Source organism: Brevundimonas sp. Bb-A (assembly GCF_009394735.1).
GTDB lineage: Bacteria > Pseudomonadota > Alphaproteobacteria > Caulobacterales > Caulobacteraceae > Brevundimonas > Brevundimonas aurantiaca.
In genome coordinates this window covers 570656-589696 of the sequence record NZ_CP045456.1, presented here as the reverse complement: position 1 = coordinate 589696, position 19041 = coordinate 570656, and the positions used below count along the sequence as shown (strand labels likewise).

At 68.7% G+C, this 19041-nt stretch carries 20 protein-coding genes; 14 read left to right on the top strand and 6 right to left on the bottom strand.

Going from position 1 to position 19041, the window contains the following annotated elements; all coding sequences use genetic code 11:
* The first annotated feature begins 3 nt into the window (after window positions 1-3).
* The 6 genes from BSP_RS02945 to BSP_RS02920 are packed head-to-tail and all read left to right on the top strand — an operon-like array spanning window position 4 to window position 5486.
* Entirely contained in the window at window positions 4-489 is a 486-nt protein-coding gene (locus BSP_RS02945; protein ID WP_152949239.1) for a Fur family transcriptional regulator, read from the top strand.
* Window positions 490-533: 44 nt separating this feature from the next.
* Complete coding sequence (gene miaB, locus BSP_RS02940) at window positions 534-1949, top strand: tRNA (N6-isopentenyl adenosine(37)-C2)-methylthiotransferase MiaB (RefSeq protein ID WP_152949238.1); 1416 nt, start codon at window positions 534-536, stop codon at window positions 1947-1949.
* Window positions 1949-2935 (top strand): PhoH family protein, encoded by a 987-nt coding sequence (locus BSP_RS02935; RefSeq protein ID WP_152949237.1) that lies wholly within the window; start codon window positions 1949-1951, stop codon window positions 2933-2935. Before miaB ends, BSP_RS02935 begins: the two co-directional genes overlap by 1 nt.
* Window positions 2932-3393 (top strand): rRNA maturation RNase YbeY, encoded by a 462-nt coding sequence (gene ybeY, locus BSP_RS02930; protein ID WP_152949236.1) that lies wholly within the window; start codon window positions 2932-2934, stop codon window positions 3391-3393. Before BSP_RS02935 ends, ybeY begins: the two co-directional genes overlap by 4 nt.
* A gap of 4 nt (window positions 3394-3397) precedes the next feature.
* The gene (lnt, locus tag BSP_RS02925; RefSeq protein WP_152949235.1) at window positions 3398-5050 is read left to right on the top strand and encodes an apolipoprotein N-acyltransferase; all 1653 of its coding nucleotides are present in this window, start codon (window positions 3398-3400) and stop codon (window positions 5048-5050) included.
* Between the two features lie 22 nt (window positions 5051-5072).
* A complete protein-coding gene (locus tag BSP_RS02920) occupies window positions 5073-5486 on the top strand; it encodes a helix-turn-helix domain-containing protein (protein WP_007390016.1) in 414 nt (137 codons plus the stop codon).
* 6 nt (window positions 5487-5492) lie between these two features.
* On the opposite strand, the gene greA is transcribed toward BSP_RS02920, so the two are convergent.
* Window positions 5493-5972: a transcription elongation factor GreA gene (greA, locus tag BSP_RS02915; protein ID WP_152949234.1), complete on the bottom strand. Its 480-nt coding sequence runs from the start codon at window positions 5970-5972 to the stop codon at window positions 5493-5495.
* Between the two features lie 63 nt (window positions 5973-6035).
* Between greA and BSP_RS02910 the strand changes: the two genes are divergently transcribed.
* Entirely contained in the window at window positions 6036-7262 is a 1227-nt protein-coding gene (locus BSP_RS02910) for a TIGR03862 family flavoprotein (protein WP_152949233.1), read from the top strand.
* Between the two features lie 14 nt (window positions 7263-7276).
* Here BSP_RS02910 and BSP_RS02905 read toward each other — a convergent pair whose 3' ends face one another.
* Entirely contained in the window at window positions 7277-9649 is a 2373-nt protein-coding gene (locus BSP_RS02905) for a PAS domain-containing sensor histidine kinase (RefSeq protein ID WP_152949232.1), read from the bottom strand.
* A gap of 128 nt (window positions 9650-9777) precedes the next feature.
* Here BSP_RS02905 and BSP_RS02900 point away from each other — a divergent pair, with 128 nt between their 5' ends.
* The gene (locus BSP_RS02900; protein ID WP_152949231.1) at window positions 9778-10188 is read left to right on the top strand and encodes a metallopeptidase family protein; all 411 of its coding nucleotides are present in this window, start codon (window positions 9778-9780) and stop codon (window positions 10186-10188) included.
* Between the two features lie 4 nt (window positions 10189-10192).
* Here BSP_RS02900 and BSP_RS02895 read toward each other — a convergent pair whose 3' ends face one another.
* Window positions 10193-10888, bottom strand: coding sequence for a MarC family protein (locus BSP_RS02895; RefSeq protein ID WP_152949230.1), 696 nt, complete (start codon window positions 10886-10888; stop codon window positions 10193-10195).
* Between the two features lie 88 nt (window positions 10889-10976).
* Here BSP_RS02895 and pyrF point away from each other — a divergent pair, with 88 nt between their 5' ends.
* A complete protein-coding gene (gene pyrF / locus BSP_RS02890; protein WP_054764384.1) occupies window positions 10977-11708 on the top strand; it encodes an orotidine-5'-phosphate decarboxylase in 732 nt (243 codons plus the stop codon).
* On the opposite strand, the gene BSP_RS02885 is transcribed toward pyrF, so the two are convergent.
* On the bottom strand, window positions 11709-12548 hold the full coding sequence (locus tag BSP_RS02885; protein WP_152949229.1) for a hypothetical protein: 840 nt from the start codon (window positions 12546-12548) through the stop codon (window positions 11709-11711).
* A gap of 60 nt (window positions 12549-12608) precedes the next feature.
* Window positions 12609-12866, bottom strand: a complete 258-nt coding sequence (locus BSP_RS16290; protein ID WP_370513372.1) for a DUF1674 domain-containing protein — start codon at window positions 12864-12866, stop codon at window positions 12609-12611.
* Window positions 12867-12959: 93 nt separating this feature from the next.
* On the opposite strand from BSP_RS16290, the gene htpX reads away from it, so the two are divergent.
* The gene (gene htpX, locus BSP_RS02875) at window positions 12960-13946 is read left to right on the top strand and encodes a zinc metalloprotease HtpX (RefSeq protein ID WP_152949228.1); all 987 of its coding nucleotides are present in this window, start codon (window positions 12960-12962) and stop codon (window positions 13944-13946) included.
* A gap of 147 nt (window positions 13947-14093) precedes the next feature.
* Window positions 14094-15698: a M20/M25/M40 family metallo-hydrolase gene (locus BSP_RS02870; protein ID WP_054764380.1), complete on the top strand. Its 1605-nt coding sequence runs from the start codon at window positions 14094-14096 to the stop codon at window positions 15696-15698.
* A gap of 191 nt (window positions 15699-15889) precedes the next feature.
* Here the strand turns inward: BSP_RS02870 and BSP_RS02865 are convergent, their stop codons facing one another.
* Entirely contained in the window at window positions 15890-17065 is a 1176-nt protein-coding gene (locus tag BSP_RS02865; RefSeq protein ID WP_054764379.1) for an acetyl-CoA C-acetyltransferase, read from the bottom strand.
* 157 nt (window positions 17066-17222) lie between these two features.
* On the opposite strand from BSP_RS02865, the gene BSP_RS02860 reads away from it, so the two are divergent.
* From BSP_RS02860 to BSP_RS02850, 3 genes are all read left to right on the top strand, one after another.
* Window positions 17223-17936, top strand: coding sequence for a hemolysin III family protein (locus tag BSP_RS02860; RefSeq protein WP_054764378.1), 714 nt, complete (start codon window positions 17223-17225; stop codon window positions 17934-17936).
* Window positions 17937-18022: 86 nt separating this feature from the next.
* The gene (phaR, locus tag BSP_RS02855) at window positions 18023-18640 is read left to right on the top strand and encodes a polyhydroxyalkanoate synthesis repressor PhaR (RefSeq protein ID WP_054764377.1); all 618 of its coding nucleotides are present in this window, start codon (window positions 18023-18025) and stop codon (window positions 18638-18640) included.
* Window positions 18637-18999: a hypothetical protein gene (locus BSP_RS02850; protein WP_054764376.1), complete on the top strand. Its 363-nt coding sequence runs from the start codon at window positions 18637-18639 to the stop codon at window positions 18997-18999. Before phaR ends, BSP_RS02850 begins: the two co-directional genes overlap by 4 nt.
* The last annotated feature ends 42 nt before the right edge of the window (window positions 19000-19041 follow it).

Genomic DNA, 19041 nt, shown 5'->3' with positions numbered 1-19041 from the left:
CCTATGGACCGGATTGAAAAACTCTGCGCCGACCGCGGCATGCGTATGACCGAACAGCGCCGGGTGATCGCCCGGGTGCTCTCCTCGGCGGAAGACCACCCCGATGTGGAGGAGCTGTACCGCCGCGCCTCCTCGATCGATCCGCATATTTCGATCGCCACCGTCTATCGCACCGTGCGCCTGTTCGAAGAGGCGGGCGTGGTCGAGAAGCACGACTTCGGCGACGGGCGCAGCCGCTATGAAGAGGCCGGCGACGACCATCACGATCACTTGATCGACACCAAGACCGGCGAGGTGATCGAATTCTTCGACGCCGAGATCGAAAAGCTGAAAAGCGAAATCGCCGAACGGCTGGGCTTCGAACTGATCGGCCACAAGCTGGAACTTTACGGCGTGCCGATCGACGGCGCCGAACCGTCCAAGCGTGAAGGGCTCATCTTCAAACGCCATGCCGCGCGCGTGGCGCCCGAAGACGCGGATGCGGGCTGAAACCCGGTCTTGTCCTCGCCGGTTCGGGCGATCATAAGCCCGACATGACCGAGACCCTGGTTCCCAAAGCCGAGGCCGCGCAGAACACGCCGTCCAAGCGGCTGTTCATCAAGACCTACGGCTGTCAGATGAATGTCTATGACAGCGAGCGCATGGCCGATGTGCTGCGGCCGCTGGGCTATGCCGTGACGGAGGAGGTCGAGGCGGCCGACTTCGTCATTCTGAACACCTGCCATATCCGCGAGAAGGCGGCCGAGAAGATCTATTCCGAGCTCGGCAAGATCCGCGAACTGCGCGACCTCAAGCGCCAGGCGGGCGGCGACATGACCATCGCCGTCGCCGGCTGCGTCGCCCAGGCCGAGGGCGAGGAGATCATGAAACGCCAGCCGGCGGTCGACATCGTCGTCGGCCCGCAGGCCTATCACCAGCTGCCCGAGCTTCTGACCCGCACGGCCCGGGCCCGAGGTGAACGGATCGGCGCCGACTTCGCGCCGGACGACAAGTTCGACGCCCTGCCGGCCGCCCGGTTCACCGAGGGCCCGACCGCCTTCCTGACGGTGCAGGAAGGCTGTGACAAGTTCTGCACCTTCTGCGTGGTGCCCTATACGCGCGGCGCCGAATGGTCGCGGCCCCTGGCCGCGGTGCTGGACGAGGCGCGGGCCCTGGCCGGGCGCGGCGTGCGCGAGGTCACCCTGCTGGGCCAGAACGTCAACGCCTATGACGGCGAACGGCCCGACGGGCGCAAGTCCAGCCTGGCCGAACTGGCCTACGCTTTGGCCGAAATCCCCGGCCTGGACCGGATCCGCTATACGACCAGCCACCCCAACGACATGTCGGACGCGCTGATCGCCGCCCACGGCGACTTGGACGCCCTGATGCCCTATCTCCACCTGCCGGTTCAGGCGGGCTCGGACCGCATCCTGCGGCTGATGAACCGCAAGCACGGCCGCCAGACCTACCTCGATCTGATCGCCCGCATCCGGGAAGCCCGGCCCGACATGGCCCTGTCGGGCGACTTCATCGTCGGCTTCCCCGGAGAGACGGATCGCGAGTTCGAGGAGACGCTCGATCTGGTGCGCCAGGTCCGATACGCCTCGGCCTTCGCCTTCATGTATTCGCCCCGGCCCGGCACGCCCGCCGCCGGCATGGGCCGACAGATCGAGCCCGAGGTGGCCAAGGAACGGCTGCACCGGCTGATCGAACTGCTGACCGAACAGCAGACGGCCTTCAACCAGGCCCAGGCGGGCCGGACCCTGAATGTCCTGTTCGACCGCAAGGGTCGCCATCCCGATCGCCGCCAGGCCATCGGTCGCTCGCCCTATCTCCAGTCGGTCCATGTCGATGATGCGGATCATCTGATCGGCCAGATCGTTCCGGTCGAAATCATTTCCGGCCAGCAGAACAGTCTGACGGGCCGGCTTGTCGCCCCAGGGGCGGCGGAAAAGGAAAAGGCGGCCTAGTGGCGAGAGAGTCCGAGTTCGTTCCCCTGAATGACGCCGAACTGAGGGCGGTGATCGGACCCAACAGCCGTCACGTCGCCCTGATCGAGGACGCCTTCAAGGTTCTGGTCGAGGCACCCGGCGGCGGGGTCTCCGTCAATGGAGGTACGCGCGACCGGGCCGACGCCCGCCGTGTCATTGAGGATCTGGCCAAGCGCGCCGCCTTGGGGGCCGAGGTCACAGAGGCTGATGTGCGCGCCGCCCTGGGTCAGGCGCGGGGCGGCAAGGGCGCGCCGGGTCTGGCGGCGGCGGGCGTCTCCCTGCCCGGCGGCAAGCGCGGCGCCATCGTGCCCAAGACCAAGGCCCAGGCCGCCTATGTCGACATGCTGGGCCGGTGCGAGCTCAGCTTCGGGGTCGGCCCGGCCGGCACGGGCAAGACCTTCCTGGCGGCCGCCTACGGCGCCTCCCTGCTGCGGCGCGGCCAGGTGGACCGGCTGGTCATCACCCGCCCGGCGGTCGAGGCGGGCGAGAAGCTGGGCTTTCTGCCCGGCGACCTGAACGAAAAGGTCGATCCCTATCTGGCCCCAATCTGGGAGGCGCTGAACGACATTCTCGGCGCCGAGGACGTGCAGCGCCGTCGCGACAAGGGCGAGATCGAGGCCGCCCCCATCGCCTTCATGCGCGGCCGAACCCTCAGCCACGCCTTCGTCATCGTCGACGAGGCCCAGAACACCTCGCGTCTGCAGATGAAGATGGTCCTGACCCGTCTCGGCGAGGGGGCGCGGATGGTGGTGACGGGCGACCCGTCCCAGATCGATCTGCTGAACCCGCGCGATTCCGGCCTGGCCCATGCCCTGCGGATCCTGGACGGGGTCCAGGGCGTCGGCATCCTGAGGTTCGCGGCCGAGGACGTGGTGCGCCACGCCATGGTCGAGCGGATCGTGCGCGCCTATGACGCCGACGCCGCCCGGTCCCGTCCGACCCCGGACCTTGAAGACGCCGAATGATCGACATCGAAATCGAGGCCGAGGCCTGGACCGCCGCCCTGCCGGATGTCGCAGCCGCAGCGGAACGGGCCGCAGCGGCGGCCCTGGGCGCCGTGGCGGGCGACGTCGTCGTCCTGCTGACCGACGACGAGGCGGTGCGGGCGCTGAACGCCCGATTCCGAGACAAGGACAAGCCGACCAATGTCCTGTCCTTTCCCGCGCCCGAGAACGCCGCGCCGCATCTGGGCGACATCGTCCTGGCCTATGGCGTCTGCGCGACCGAGGCGAACGTTCAGGGCAAGAGCCTGTCGGACCATCTGAGCCATCTGGTCGTTCATGGGGTGCTGCACCTGTTGGGCCGCGACCACGAGGATGAGGCCGAGGCCGAGGCGATGGAGGCCGAGGAGCGCGAGATCCTGGCCGAACTGGGCGTCGCCGACCCCTATGCCGCTGATGTCTCTGTAGAGGGGCAGGACTGACACTATGTTTCCCGACGCCGCGCTCGACCGTTTCGCCGCCCGCGTTCGCGCCCTTCCCGAGAAGCGTCGCGCCTGGACCTGGCGTCTGATCCGCATCGGTCTGGCCTTGTCGGCCGGGGCGGGGACGGCCCTGGCCCATCCGCCGTTCGGGGTGCTGGTCGGCCTTCTGGGCTATCCGCTGCTGATGATCCTGTCGGAACGGTCGGACACCCCGCGCGGCGCCTTCTGGATGGGGTGGCTGGCGGGCTTCGCCTATTTCTTCATCGGCTGCTGGTGGGTGGCCGAGGCCTTCTTCGTCAATCCGGAACAGGCCTGGATGGCGCCCTTCGCCGCCAGCCTGCTGCCGGCCGGCCTAGGCCTGTTCTGGGGCGCCGCCTGCGCCCTCTATCGTCGGTTCGCCCCGATCGGCGTGGTCCGGGTCCTGTTGTTCGCCGCCCTGTTCTGCGCCGCCGAATGGCTGCGCGGCCATGTGCTGACCGGCTTTCCCTGGAACCCGGCTGGCGCGACCTGGCGGGCGGGCGGGGGCATGTCCCAGTTCGCCTCGGTGGTCGGGGTCTATGGATTGAGTCTGATCACAGTGGCCTCGACCGCCGCCCTGGCGCCCTTGATCGGACCCGGCGCGGCGCGCGGCCGCCTGATCTCGGCAGGGTCGGGCCTTCTGGTTCTGGCCGCCATCGGCCTCTTCGGCGCCGTGCGCCTGGCCCAGGCCGAGTTGCGGTTCACCGACACCGTGGTTCGCCTGGTCCAGGCCGACGTTAAACAGGAAACCAAGTGGTCGCCCGAGGCCTATCGCTCCATCGTCGATCGCTACGTCGCCCTGACGAGACAGCCGGCCGCCCGAACGCCCGACGTGGTGGTCTGGCCCGAGGGCGCCCTGCCGGCCTCGGCCAATGACGTCTTCGCCTCGGCGGATGCGGCCGCCATCGCCGGCGCCGTGCGGCCGGGGCAAACCTTGATGATGGGGCTGGCGCGGGGCGAACCTGATCCAACGGCCCCAGAGGGCGCCCGCTATTACAACAGCCTGTTCGCCCTGGTGGACGAAGCCGGGCCGGGCCTGCGGATCGCCGCCGTCTATGACAAGCATCGGCTGGTGCCGTTCGGCGAATATCTGCCGCTGGGTTCGATCATGACGGCCGTCGGGCTTCGCAGCCTGGTTCACATGCCGAGCGATTTCTCCGCCGGGCCCATTCCTGCGCCCATCCGCGTTCCGGGCGTTCCGCCGGTCCAGCCGCTGATCTGTTATGAAAGCCTTTATCCCGGCTTCACGCCCGGCGCGGACGGGCGTCCCGACTGGATCGTCAACGCCTCGAACGACGCCTGGTTCGGCGCGACCTCCGGGCCGCGCCAGCATTTGAACCTGGCCAGCTATCGCGCCATCGAGACCGGCCTGCCCATCGCGCGAGCCACGCCGACGGGAATCTCGGCCATGATCGATCCTTGGGGCCGGATCGTTCAGAATCAAAGGCTTGATCCCGGCGTCGCCGGGGTGATCGATGCGCCCTTGCCGCGCCCGACGGCGGTGACCCCCTACGGCCGATGGGGCGACGCGTTCTTTTTCGCGGGTCTTCTGGCCGCCCTGGCGATTTCCCTTTTCGCCGGCCGCCGTCCCGGCTTGTGGCCGTTGACCTCTCCCACTAGGCTTCGCCTTAGGGGCTGACAGCGGGACGAGGGGAATCGGGATGGCGCGCGAAAAACTCGAGGAGCCCCATCCCGTCGATATCCACGTCGGCCGCCGCGTTCAGGAGAAGCGTCTGGGCCTGGGTTTGACCCAAAGCGCCCTGGCGCGCGCCTTGGGCGTCAGTTTCCAGCAGGTTCAGAAGTACGAGAAGGGCACGAACCGCGTCTCGGCCTCGAAACTGTTCGAAATGGCCGACTTCATGAAGGTGGAGATTCCCTACTTCTTTTCGGGCTTTCGCGTGGCCCAGGCCGGCGTGGGCGAGGAGGAGGCGCCCGCCTTCGACCACGAGCCCCGGATGACCAAACACAGTGTCGAAATCGCCCGTCTGGCGCCGCATCTGCCCCTGCGAAATCAGAAGCTGATCCTGGACATGATCCGCGAGATGCTGGGAGACGCCGCCGAAAAGCCGAGCTGAAGGCGGTCAGCCGACGGCCGTGATCTCCACCGTCCGGCCCGCCACCACCACCTCGTCGCCGATGCGCCGGCCTAGAACGGCGCGGGCCAGCGGCGACACATGGCTGACCGAGCCCTTCGCGGGATCGGCCTCGTCCTCGCCGACGATGCGCCAGGTCTGAGATCGCCCGTCGTCGCGCTCGATGCAGACCGAGCCTCCGAAACGAACGCGCCCGTCGGTCTCGCCCGGCTCCACCAGCTGGGCCGACGCCCTGCGGGCCGACCAGTAGCGCAGATCGCGGGTGGCGCGGGCCATGGCGGTCCGATCGCTTTCGATCGACCCCTTGATCTGGGCGGCGGCGTAGGCGGCGCGCGCGGAGGCCAGTTCGGCCTCGATTTGGGCCAGGCCTTCGGCCGTGACCAGGTTGGGGTGGGGCGAGATCGGCCGGTCCGCCAGGTCGGCGGCGGTGGCTTCCAGATCTTCTTCTCGGGTGAAGGCGACGCTCATCGGCCGAACATAACCATCCCGCCCCCTATAGCCAGCGTCGCGGTGAGCGGGCAAAGCGGGGCGATGACCCACTCCGACCGCCAAGCCGAGCCCGCCATCCATGTGATCGGCGCCGGACCGGCCGGCCTGACGGCCGCCGAGCACCTGGCCCAGGCCGGATTGAAGGTGGTGGTGCATGAACAGACGCCGTCTCCGGCGCGAAAACTGCTGATGGCCGGGCGCGGCGGTCTGAACCTGACCCATTCGGAGCCGATGGAGCGCTTTCTGAGCCGGTACGGTCCGGCGGCTGAAACAGCGAGGGCCTGGATCGCCGACTTCGGGCCGGATGATCTGATCGCCTGGGTCGAGGGCCTGGGCCAGCCGACCTTCGTCGGTTCCAGCGGGCGCGTCTTCCCGCGCGCCATGAAGGCCTCGCCCCTGCTCCGTGCCTGGCTGGCGCGGCTGGAAGGGCTGGGCGTCGAAATCCGCACGCGGTCGCGCTGGATCGGCTGGTCGGGGCCGGATCTGGTGTTCGAAACGCCTGACGGCGAGCGGCGAGTGCGGCCTGACGCCGTCGTCCTGGCCCTGGGCGGCGCCAGCTGGCCGCGTCTGGGGTCGGACGGCGACTGGAAGCCGTGGCTGGAGGCCCAAGGGGTGGCCGTCGCCCCCTTCCGCCCCGCCAACGTCGGCTTTGACGTGGATTGGTCCGCCGCCTTTCGCGCGCGGTTCGCCGGGCGGCCCCTGAAGCCCGTCTCGGTCCGCCTGAGGGATCGAACGGTGCCGGGCGAGGTCATGGTCACGCGCTATGGACTGGAAGGCGGGGCGATCTACGCCCTGTCCGCGGCCCTGCGTGAGGCGATCGAGGCCGACGGTCAGGTCGAAATCCACCTTGATCTGAAGCCCGGCCTGACGGTCGAACAGCTGGCGGAGCGCCTGGCGCGGCCGCGGGCCAAGGCCAGTGTGGCCACCCATCTGCGCAAGACGGCGAAACTGGACCCTCTAGCCGTCGCCCTCCTGCGCGAGACCGGCCCCCTGCCGGCCGATCCTTTCAGCCTGGCGCAGCGCATCAAGGCCGCGCCCGTGCGGTTGACGGGGTTCCAAGGGCTGGAGCGGGCCATCTCCACGGCGGGCGGGGTGGCGCTGGAGGCGGTGGACGCCCGCTCGATGTTGATCGCCAGGCCGGGCGTCTTCGTCGCGGGCGAGATGCTGGACTGGGAGGCGCCGACCGGCGGCTATCTGCTTCAGGCCAGTTTCGCCTCAGGCGTCGCGGCGGCGCGCGGCCTGCTCGACTGGTTGGGGTCGAAGGGCTGAGAGACGGCTCCGGCTCAGTCGGCCGCCTCTACGGCTTGCGGCCGATCCAACTGGAGTTCCGGCGGGGCGGCGGTGGTGGCCGCGCCCAGCGGCAGATGAAGGATGAAGGCGGCGCCCTTTCCGGGTTCGCTTTCCACCTCGGCCCAGCCGCCGTGCAGTTCGACCAGGGCCTTGACCAGGGCCAGGCCGACGCCCGGTCCGCCCCGCTCGCGCCGGACGAAGCGATCGAACACATGGGCCTGCAGATGATAGGGGATGCCGCGCCCCGTATCGGAGACGGTCAGCCGTACCTCCGACGCGCCGGCCTCGGCCGTCAGGGTAACGGCCCCGCCTTCGGAAACGGCGCGGGCGGCGTTTTCCAGCAGATGATCCAGGGCCTGGCCGATCCGGTGCTCGTCGGCCCGAATGGGGCTGAGATCGGCGGCGCAGGCGACGGTCAGGACGGCGCCGCGCCCCTCGACCTTGGGCCGGACCTTTTCGGCCGCCTCGTTCAGCAGGTCGCAGACCCGGACGTCGCCCAGCGACAGCTCCATCTCGCCGGCGTCGATCTGGGCCATGTCCAGAACGTCGTCGATCGAGCGGGCCAGCTGGACGGCGGCGACGCGGATGGCGCCCGCATGCTGGCGGCTGCGCTCGGGCAGATCGCCCATCGTCTCCAGAAGTTCGGAATAGCCGACGATCGTCGTCAAAGGCGTGCGGAGTTCATAGGAGACATTGCCCACGAACTCGCGCTTCAAGGCCTGGCTTTCCGCCAGGGCCTGTTCGCGCTGAACCAGGGCCTGTTCCAGGCCCCGACGGGCCGTCACGTCGGAAAAGGCGACCAGGGTGGCGCCGTCCGGCAGGGGGCGGGTCTGCCAGGCGGCGATGCGGCCGTCGATCGTGCGTCCCTCGCCCGAGATGGCGATGCGGCTTTCGGGGTCCGGATCGGCGACCCGGGCCTTCAATCCCAGCCACAGGGCCGGGTCCGGCAGGACGGCCTTGCACAGTTCGGCCAGGGCGTCGAAGTCGATCGAGGCGGCGATCCGATCGCTGGGCAGGCGCCAGAAGGTCTCGAAGGCTTCATTGTGCAGCCGCAGCCGCCCGTCCGAGCCGAAGACGGCGACGGCGTCGTTCAGCTTGTCGAGCGTCGCCCTTTGCACCTGGATCTGGGCGTTGAACCGGCTGCGCAGATTCAGTTCGTCGGTGATGTCCGAGAAGATCAGCAATATGCCGCCCAGCGGATGGGGCTGGCGCACGACCCGGAGCGTCCGCCCGTCGGGCAGGGACCAGCTGTCGTCCGGCGCAGCCTGAGACGCGCCGTAGAATTCCAGTTCGCGGGCCTTCCATCCGGCGTAGTCCACCACCTCCGGCAGGCGGCGGCGCTGGCGCAGCCGGTCCAGCAGCTCGGCATGGGTCGGCCGTTCGTCCAGCCAGGCGGGGTCCAGGTCGAACAGGGTCTGGAAGGCGGTGTTGTGAAAGGCCAGGCGTTTGGAGGGGCCGAAGATGGCGACCGCATCGGCGAGGTGGTTCAGCGTCTCGTCGTGGGCGTCGACGTGGCGGCGCAGGGTGTCGCGGGTCTCTTCGGCCTCCGTCACCTCGATGGCGAAGGCGGTCACGGCGCCGCCGGCCGCCGGTTCGGCGATGATCCGCCAGGCCCGGCGATGGCCGCCGCCGGTCGTCCAGCGGAACCCTTCCTGACGCAGCCCCAGCCGGCCCGCCTCGGCGATCAGGGCGTCGGCCCCGCGGTCGAACGACAGGCCCTTGTCCAGCACCTCATCCACCGACTGGGCGCCGAGCTCGCTCAACCAGGCGCGGTTGGCCCAGGCCAGTCGTCCGGCGCCGTCCACGATCCAGGTCGGAATCGGCGAGGCGTCGCCCAGCAGAGACAGGCCGCTCTCGGTCGCATCGGCTCCGGTCAGGACCACGCGGGACGCCGGCGACAGGCGCAGCCAGGCGACCCCGCCGGCGACCCGGCCTTCGACGCGCCAAGGCTCGATGTCGCCGAGGTCGATCAGGCTCTCGAACGCCTTTCCGGCCTCGACCAGGGCCTCGATCGAAACCGCATGGCTCAACCTCAGCCGCGTCAGTATGGCCTGGCCCGCCTCGCCCTGATCCATGCCCGACCCCACGGCGGCGTCCGAGGCGGTCAGTCGGGCGATCAATTCGGCGGGGCCGATGGGCGCGCCGCTCGCCTCGCCTTCGGCCGTCAAGGCCAGGCTCACGTCGTCGAAGGCGCGCAACATGCTGTCGTGGCGGCTTAGATCGGCCTGGGCGGCGTCACGGTCCCGCTCGGCGGCGGCGACGGCGGCGCTCAGACGCGCGCGCAGCCGCAAGGCCCAGGCGCTGACGCCCAAGGCCAGTCCGGCTGCGCCTGCAGTGGCGACATAGGCGATGTCGGCCTCGGCCATTCTTGTCCTTGAGTCCCGCGCCCTGATTCGCCTTTACCATACCTCAATGCAGCACGAAAAAGTCAGACCCTCCGATCGCGTCATCGCGCCCCGTTGCGCGCCCCGCCGACCGCGGCGATAGCGGACGGATGACAGAGCCCGCTCCCGACCTTTTCGCCCCCTCCCTGGACGATTTCGCGCGTCTGGCCCGTCAGGCCTTCGACGCCCTGCCGGCCGAGTTCAGGGCGGCGGCGGGGGAGGTGGTGTTCCGCATCGACGACTTCGCCGACGAACAGACCCTGGCCGAGATGGAGATCGAAGACCCCTTCGAACTGACCGGCCTCTACTACGGGGTGGACATCGGGCGGCGCGACAGCCTGGGGCCGGCGCCCGAGCCCTCGCGGATCTTCCTGTATCGCCGCCCCATACTGGACGAATGGTGCGAGCGCGGCGACGTGGGCCTGGCCGAGCTGATCGCCCATGTCCTGATCCACGAGATCGGCCACCATTTCGGCCTGTCCGACGACGACATCCACGCCATCGAGGACGCCGCCGACTGAAGCTTCAGGAGGCGGCGGGATAGGGGGTGGTCACGGCGCCGGAGATCATGCCGGGGATGGCTTCGCCCAGGCCCAGCAGGATGAACTGGATGGCCAGGGCGCACAGGATCAGGCCCAGCACCTTGACGATGATGGCCATGCCGACCTCGCCCAGCACCCGGCTCAGATAGCCGGTGAGGGCGAAACAGATGCAGGAGACGACGCAGGCGGCGGCGATGGCGGCGACCGAGCCCGCCATGCCGGCGTAACCCAGTTGAGCGGCCTCGCCCGCATTGATGATGACGGCGGAGATGGCGCCCGGACCGATCATCAGCGGGATGGCGAAGGGCACGACCAGACGCTGGAACCGCCGGCGGGCGTAGCCGCGCACATCCTTGCTGTCGCTCAAGGCGTCCTTGTCGGCGAACATCGCCAGAAAGTCCCCGCGCGCCATGTCCAGCCCCAAGAACAGCAGCAAAATGCCCCCGGCGATGCGGAAGGCCGCCAGGGAAATGCCGAAGAACTGCAGCAGGCCCAGGCCCGTGAACAGGAAGAAGCTGAGGAACAGCATGGCGAACAGGCAGATCAGGGCCGAGACCGAGATCCGCTGACGCAGGGTGGCCCCGGCGGTCGCGGCGGCGAAGATCGGCAGATTGCCGATCGGGTCCAACAGGGCGAACAGGGTCACGAACAGGTTGACACCCAGATCGACCGCGTTCATCGCCTCGCCTCGCTCTTGAAATTCAACACGCCGGCCGCGCCGACGCACCTTCAGCGTCCCGGCATAGCCGCTCAGCGCGAGTCCGTCGATGACCCAGGTCCAAACCGTCGCCCCCAATCGCGGTCCCGACGAACGGATCATCTGCGCCCTGGACGTGCCGACGGTCGCAGAGGCCGCCGCCCTGGTCGGGCGGGTTCAGGATGCGGCGGGCTTCTACAAGATCGGACTGCAGCTATTCGCCGTCGGCGGCATGGAGCTGGCGCGCGACCTGAAGGCCGAGGGCCGCAAGGTGTTTCTGGACTGGAAGCTGCACGACATCGGCGCGACGGTCGAAAAGGCGGCGGCGAATCTGGCGGCCTCGGGTTGCGACCTCCTGACCGTCCACGCCCGGCCCCAGGTCATGGCGGCGGCGGCGCGGGGCGTGGCCGGATCAGGGCTCAAGGTTTTGGGCGTGACCGTTCTGACCAGCCTGACGGCCGAGGATCTGGCGGCGGACGACCACAGTCTGTCGCCGGCCGAACTGGTGGAGCTGCGTGTGCGGCAGGCGCTTGAGGCGGGGATCGACGGGGTGGTCTCCAGCCCGCAGGAGGCGGCCCGGGTGCGCGAGATCGCACAGGCCGCCGGCCGGCCCGACTTTCTGATCGTGACGCCCGGCGTTCGGCCTGCGGGGTCGGCCCTGGACGATCAGGCCCGCGCCGCCACGCCCGAGGCTGCGCTTCAGGCCGGCGCCACCCATCTGGTGATCGGCCGGCCGATCACGGCGGCGGCCGACCCCCGCGCCGCCGCCCTGGCCGTCGCCGAAAGCATCGCCCTGATCTGATCAGCCGCGCTCGCCCGGTTCCTGGGCGTAGTACTGGCGGGGCGGGGCTTGCGGCGGAACATTGCCGGGCGGCGGCAGGTCGCCGTAATAGTCCGTCGGCGGCGGAGGGGGAGGCGGCGGCAGGGGTTCAGGCTCCCCGTAGATCGGCGGGTATTCGACATAGGGCGTCGGCGCCGGAACGGACCCTTCCTCCCTATAATAGCCGCCCGCCTCATAGGCCCGCTCTTCATAGGCGCGCTCTTCGTAGACGTGCGCCTCATAGGCGTCTCGGCGGCTCAGGTCGCGCCGATCCTCGTAGCGCATCTCGCGGTCGTGACCGGGATACGGCGGGCGGCAGCCGCAGTCGATCGGCGGCTGAGGCCGATAGGGGCGCCAGCCGATATAGTCGCGACCGAAGCCATAGACCGGATAGCCGACAGGGGCGCTGACGGGCGCAGGCCCCACGAAGACCACCGCCGGGGCGGACGCATAGCCCCCGCCGACGGCGCCGCCCTCGGCATAGCCGCCGCCGACATAGACCACCCCGCCCCCGCCCCCGCCCCCGCCTCCGCCGTGACGGCTGAAGCTGGACGACTGGGAATAGGCGCGGGCGTTGATCGCCGAATAGGCTGAAGCCCCGGCGTAGGCCGAGGCGTTGGCCCCCGCATTCGCATTCACGTTCACATTGACGTTGCTGTTGTGGCCGCCGCCGTAATGACCGCCGCCGGGGTGTCCGCCCTGATGCCCGCCGCCGCAGCCTCCACAGCCGCCGCCGTGAGGGCCGGAAGGGCCGCCCGCCAGAGCGGGCGCGGCGGAAAGCAGGAGGACCGCAGACGCGGCGGCGATGATGGGCTGTGTCATTGCGGGACAGACTCCTTGACCTAAGTCTTGTCTCGGCAATTGTCGCGCCGTCGGCGCCCGTCAGAAATCGACGGCCAGACCCTTTTTCTCCCAATCGCCGTAGCGGGTCGGTTCAGGCCCCGTCGGACCGCCGTATTCGGTTGCGGCCGCCGCGCCCTCCTGGGCCATGCGACGTTCAGCCGCCTCGAGCAGGGCGCGTCGGGCGACGTCGCTCAGCGGTCTTTCGGGCGTGGCGTGGGGGATTTCGGCGTTGAAAGTCGGGGCGTCCTTCTCGTCCGTCGTCGCTTCGGCCGGATCGGGGGTGGGATGTTCGGTCACAGGTCGGCTCCCTTGAGGACGGCGGCTCATGGCCTCAAATAGTCGATCAAAGCCGCGACGCCACAAAAAGCCGTCGACGGCGACGGAACGACGATGAACCATCTGAAGACCTTCATTCTTCTGGCCGCCTTAACGGCGCTCTTCGGGGGGCTGGGCTATCTGATCGGCGGCGCGACCGGCATGGCGATCGCCCTGGTCTTCGCCGGCGGCATGAACCTGTTCAGCTACTGGAACGCCGACAAGATCGTCATGAAGATGTACCGGGCCCAGCCGGTCGATGAGCAGCATCCCAATGCGGTGGTCCGCAACTATGTCGCCGACGTGCGCCAGATGGCGCGCGACGCCGGCCTGCCCCAGCCCCAGGTCGCCATCATCCCCAGCGACCAGCCCAACGCCTTCGCCACCGGCCGGAACCCTGAACGCGCCGCCGTCTGCGCCACCACCGGTCTTCTGGACATGCTGACCCGCGACGAGGTGCGCGGCGTGATGGCGCACGAGTTGGCCCATGTGAAGAACCGCGACACCCTGATCATGACGGTGACGGCCACCATCGCCGGGGCCATCGCCGCCCTGGCCAATTTCGCCCTGTTCTTCCAGGGCGGCGACGACCGCGAGCGGCCCGGCGGCCTTATCGGAACCCTGGCCCTGATGATCCTGGCGCCCATGGCGGCCGGCCTGGTGCAGATGGCGATCTCGCGCAGCCGCGAATATGAGGCCGATCGCGTCGGGGCGGAGATCGCCAATGACCCTCACGCCCTGGCCTCCGCCCTGCAGAAGATCGAGGCCTACGCCAAGCGGATCCACAATCCGACGGCCGAGCGCAATCCCGCCTCCGGACAGCTGTTCATCATCAACCCCCTGGCCGGGCGCGGGGCGGACAGTCTGTTCTCGACCCACCCGGCGACCGGAAATCGCGTTCGGGCTCTGGTGGAGCTGGGCGCGAAGATGGGGATGCGGCCGCGCCAGGCGGCGCCCGCGTCCGCCCCGGCGGTTCCGATCTCGGCGGTCCCCGCGACGCATCGGCGCCTGACGACTGGCGTGCCCGCCACGCCGGCCGAACCGCGCGGTCCCTGGGGTTGAGCGTCGCGCCGGGCCTTTTGGATTTGCACTTCAGTCGAGGATTCCGTCAGATAGCAGATTGAAGCGAGAGCATGATTCACGCTTCTGTCGGAACCGCGAAGCGGTTCCGTCCGAAACGATCATGCTCTAAGCCAATCAGGGGGTCCTATGTCGCGTCTGCTCGCCTTCGTTTCCGCCGCCGCTCTTCTGGCCACGCCGGTCGCGGCCCAGTCCGTCAACCGGACCACCGTCAACGGCATCATCGACCAGGGGCTGAACCACAGCCAGGTGATGCAGACGGCCGCCTATCTGACGGATCGGATCGGCGGGCGAATGACCAATTCGCCGCAGATGCGGGAGGCGGAACGCTGGACCCAACAGCAGTTCCGCGACTGGGGCCTGTCGAACGTCCGGGCCGAAGGGTTCGAGTTCGGGCGGGGCTGGTCCATCGTCCGCTCCAGCGCCCGCATGACGGCCCCGCGGCCGCTGGACCTGAGGGCCATTCCGGTGGCCTGGACGCCTTCGACCAACGGGGTGATCAGCGGCGGCGTCATCGTGGCGCCGATCTCCAAGGTCGAGGATTTCGACAAATGGCGGGGCAAGCTGTCGGGCAAGATCGTCATGCTGTCCCAGCCCGGCACGGGGTCCGAACCGACCGAGCCGGCCTTCAAACGCTGGACCAGCGCCGAGCTGGCCGAGCGCAACACCTATGTCCAACCCCAGTATTCGCCCGCTGCGATCGAGCGTCAGCTGAAGACGGCCGATTTCGCGGCGCGGCTCGACGCCTTCCTGGTCGAACAGGGCGCCCTGGCCTGGGTGAGGATTTCCCAGCGGGACGGCGGCCTGCTGCACGGCACGGGCTATACCTATCAGGTCGGCGCGACGCCCAAGCTGGCGGGCATGGAGCTGGCGGCTGAGGACTATCGTCGTCTGGCCCGACTGGCCCTGACCGATACGCCGCCCACGCTGGAACTGATGAGCGAGGTCCAGTTCCATGACGAGGACGTCAACGCCTACAACATCCTGGCCGACATCCCCGGCAGCGGGGGAACCAGCGAATACGTCATGGCGGGCGCCCATCTGGACAGCTGGGTCGCTTCGGACGGAGCGGTGGACAACGCCGCCGGCAGCGCAGTGGTCATGGAGGCCGCACGCATCCTTAAGACCCTGAACGTGAGGCCCAAACGCACCATCCGTTTCGCCCTATGGAGCGGCGAGGAACAGGGCATCCTGGGCTCTTTGGCCTATGTCGACAGGCATCTGGCCACTCGCGCGCCCTCGAACGATCCAGCGTTGGCGAACCTGCCGAACAACCGAACCTGGCGCAGCCGCTGGCCGATCGAGCCGCGCGAAGGCTATCGGGATCTGGTCGCCTATTTCAACCTGGACAACGGCTCGGGCAAGATTCGGGGCATCAACGCCGAGGGCAATGTGGCCGCAGTCCCGATCTTCCAGGAATGGCTTGCGCCCTTCGCCAGCATGGGGGCGACCACCGTGTCCCTGCGCCCTTCGGGCGGCACCGACCACGTCTATATGCAGACGGTCGGCGTGCCGGGGTATCAGTTCATTCAGGATCCGCTCGACTATTCCAGCCGCCTGCACCACACCAGTATCGACAGCTATGACCACCTGAAGCCGGAGGACATGCGTCAGGCGGCGATTATCCTGGCCAGCTTCCTGCTGAACGCGGCCAACCGCGACGAGCCCCTGCCGCGCATGCCCCTGCCGACCGAGCCGACGCCGACCGATCCCTTCGAATATCCGGCGGACTGAAGTTGGACTCCCTCTCCCGGCGGGAGAGGGCTTGAGCACACGGCGGCGGAGCCGTCGTCTTTGTGCGATCCGAAGGGCGGCGCGAAGCAGCCGAAGGGTGAGGGTTCGGTGGGTGCGACTTGGCGCACCGCCTGTCCCTCATCCGTCCGCTTCGCGGCCACCTTCTCCCAAAGGGAGAAGGAAGTTTCAGGTCACCCCCGCTCCACGCACATCGCCACGCCCATTCCCCCGCCGATGCACAGGGTGGCGAGGCCCTTCTTCGCGCCGGACCGCTTCATCTCGAACAGAAGCGTGGTCAGGATGCGCGCGCCCGAGGCGCCGATGGGGTGGCCGATGGCGATGGCGCCGCCGTTGACGTTGACCTTGGCCGGGTCGAGGCCCAGCTCCTTGACCACGCACAGGCTCTGGGCGGCGAAGGCCTCGTTGGATTCGATCAGGTCCAAATCCGCGACCGTCCAACCCGCCTTTTCCAGCGCCTTCTTCGAGGCGGGGATCGGCCCCGTGCCCATGATCGACGGATCGACCCCGGCGGTGGCGGAGGCGGCGATGCGGGCCAGGGGCTCAAGCCCCCGCGCCTTCGCCTCTTCGGCGCTCATCAGCACCAGGGCGGCGGCGCCGTCGTTCAAGCCCGAGGCGTTGGCGGCGGTGACGCTGCCGTCCTTGGCGAAGGCGGGCCGCAGCTTCTGCATCAGCTCCAGGGTGGCGCCGTGGCGGATGTATTCGTCCTGGTCCACGACCACGTCGCCCTTCTTGCCGGGGATGACCACCGGGGCGATCTCCTCGGCGAATCTGCCGGCCTTCTGCGCCGCCTCGGCCTTGTGCTGGCTGGCCAGGGCGAACTCGTCCTGGGCCTCGCGGGTGATGCCCCATTTGTCGGCGATGTTCTCGGCGGTCTGGCCCATGTGATAGCCGTTGAAGGCGTCCCACAGCCCGTCCTTGATCATGGTGTCGATCAGGGCGACGTCGCCCATCTTGTGGCCCGTGCGCAGCTGCTGGGCGTGGGGCGCCTGGCTCATGCTCTCCTGTCCGCCGGCGACCACGATCCCGGCGTCGCCCAGGGCGATCTGCTGGGCGGCGACGGCGACGGCCCGCAGGCCCGAACCGCAGATCTGGTTCAGGCTCCAGGCCGGGGCGGACTGGCGCACGCCGGCGCCGACCGCCGCCTGACGCGCCGGGCCCTGGCCGGCCGCAGCCTGAAGCACATGGCCCAGGATCACCTCGTCCACCTCATCACCCGCGACCCCGGCCCGCTCCAGCGCCGCCTTGATGGCGATCTCGCCCAACTTGGAGGCGGGCAAGGACGACAGGGCGCCGAGGAACGACCCGACGGGGGTGCGGGCGGCGGAGACGATGACGACCTCGGTCATGGGATTTCACTCTCTGCGGAATTATCGAGTGGCTCTTTTGCCGCATATGGGCGGCTTCGTCACCTAGCGGACGAAACACCGCGCCGGATTCAGTCCTTCGTCATCCTGACGGCGCATTCTGTCGGAACGATAGGGACGATCTTGGATTTGATTGGCCATGCTGGGAACGCTGAAACGCCTTGTCACCCATGTCTGCACGCCGGACGAGCTGGACATGATCGAGCACTATCAGACCCGGGCCGAAAGGCTGGCGGACCTCTGGGTCCATGCGGTGGGTCTGATGCTGGCGGCCGTCGGCGGCGTCGTTCTGGCGGGCTTGGCAGGGGTCTATACGGGGGTCGGAGGCGTTCTGGCCACGGCCATCTACGCCCTGTGCCTGATCGGCATGCTGACCGCCTCGACCCTGTATAACTGGACCAACCCGTGCGCGGCCCGTCCGGTGCTTCGCCGCCTGGATGAGGCGGCCATCTTCCTGATGATCGCCGGCAGCTACACCCCCTTCACCACCCAGAGGTTCGAAGGCCTCTGGTCGATCGGCTTCACCGCCCTGATCTGGACCCTGGCCTTCGTGGGCGCCGGGGTGAAGCTGTTCGCGCCGCGCATATCCGACCGGTTCTGGAGCGCGGTCTATGTCGTTTTCGGCTGGCTGGCCGTCGCAGCTCTGAAGCCAATGGTGGAGACGGTCCACCCCGTCGCCCTGGCCCTGCTGGTTCTGGGCGGGCTGATCTATACGGCCGGGGTGCTGGTCTTCATCAGCCCGAAGGTGCCGTTCCGCCGCGCCATCTGGCACGGTTTCGTCGTCACCGGGGCGACGGTGCATTGGACGGCCGTCCTGGTCGGGGTCGTACTGGCCCCGGCGATGAGCCACTGAGGCCTTGCGGCGCGCTTGGGATCAGCCTCTAGCGCTTCGCGCCGCAACGGACGATAGTGGCGCGTTGCAAAATCGCGAGAACAAGCGTGGCTGACGAAAACATCAAGGGCGGAAAGACCGGCGAAGGCGATCAGGTCGTCATCAAGAAGTATGCGAACCGGCGTCTCTACAATACGCGCAGCAGCACCTATGTGACCTTGGACGACCTTGCCGCCATGGTGCGCGAGGGGACCGAGTTCGTCGTCTATGACGCCAAGACCAACGACGACCTGACGCGCCAGATCCTGACGCAGATCATCTTCGAAGAGGAAAGCCGGGGCGAGGCCCTGCTGCCGGTCCAGTTCCTGCGTCAGCTGATCGGCTTCTACGGCGGCTCGATGCAGGGCGTTCTGCCCTCCTATCTGGAAATGTCCCTGACCAACTTCAGCCGTCAGCAGGAGCAGTTCGCCAGTCAGATGAGCCGGGCCTTCGGCGCCGGCGCCGGCGCGACCCTGATCGAGGAGGCGGCCAAGACCAATATGGCCGTGTTCGAACGGGCGATGCAGATGTTCCCCGGCTTCGGCTATGGCCGAAGCGAGACGGCCGCCCCGCCGGCGGCGGAAACCAAGGCGGCCGCAGACAGCGACGCCCTGGAGGAGATGCGCCGCCAGATGGACGAAATGCGCGCCCAGATCGACCGTCTCGCCGAGTCCAAGCCGAAATGACCGATCGGATCCAGGCGGTCAGCGGACCTGAGCGCGTGGATCGCCGCGAAGGTGAAAGGCGCGAGCGCGAACGGCGCGCTCAGCAGGCGGCGGCCAAGGCCCTGGTCCCGGCGCCGCTGACCGAGGCTGAGGCCGAGGCTGCAACGGGGTCCTCGGCAAGACCTGCCGTCCATACGGCCGGCGAACCCGGCGCGGCGGCCTTTGTGGCCCAGCAGATGGGCCAGAAGGGGCAAAGGCGCGGCCTGAAGGGCGGTCCTCCGGTTCTGAACGCCGCGCGCGCCGCCTATTTGGGGGCTGAGTATTCGGGCGAGGCCGAGCGACGGCCGCCGGTCGGGCGCGCGTCCAAGACCGACGTCTGATCGGGCGTTAGGCGTCGGGCGGCACGGAACTTGCTGAAGGCG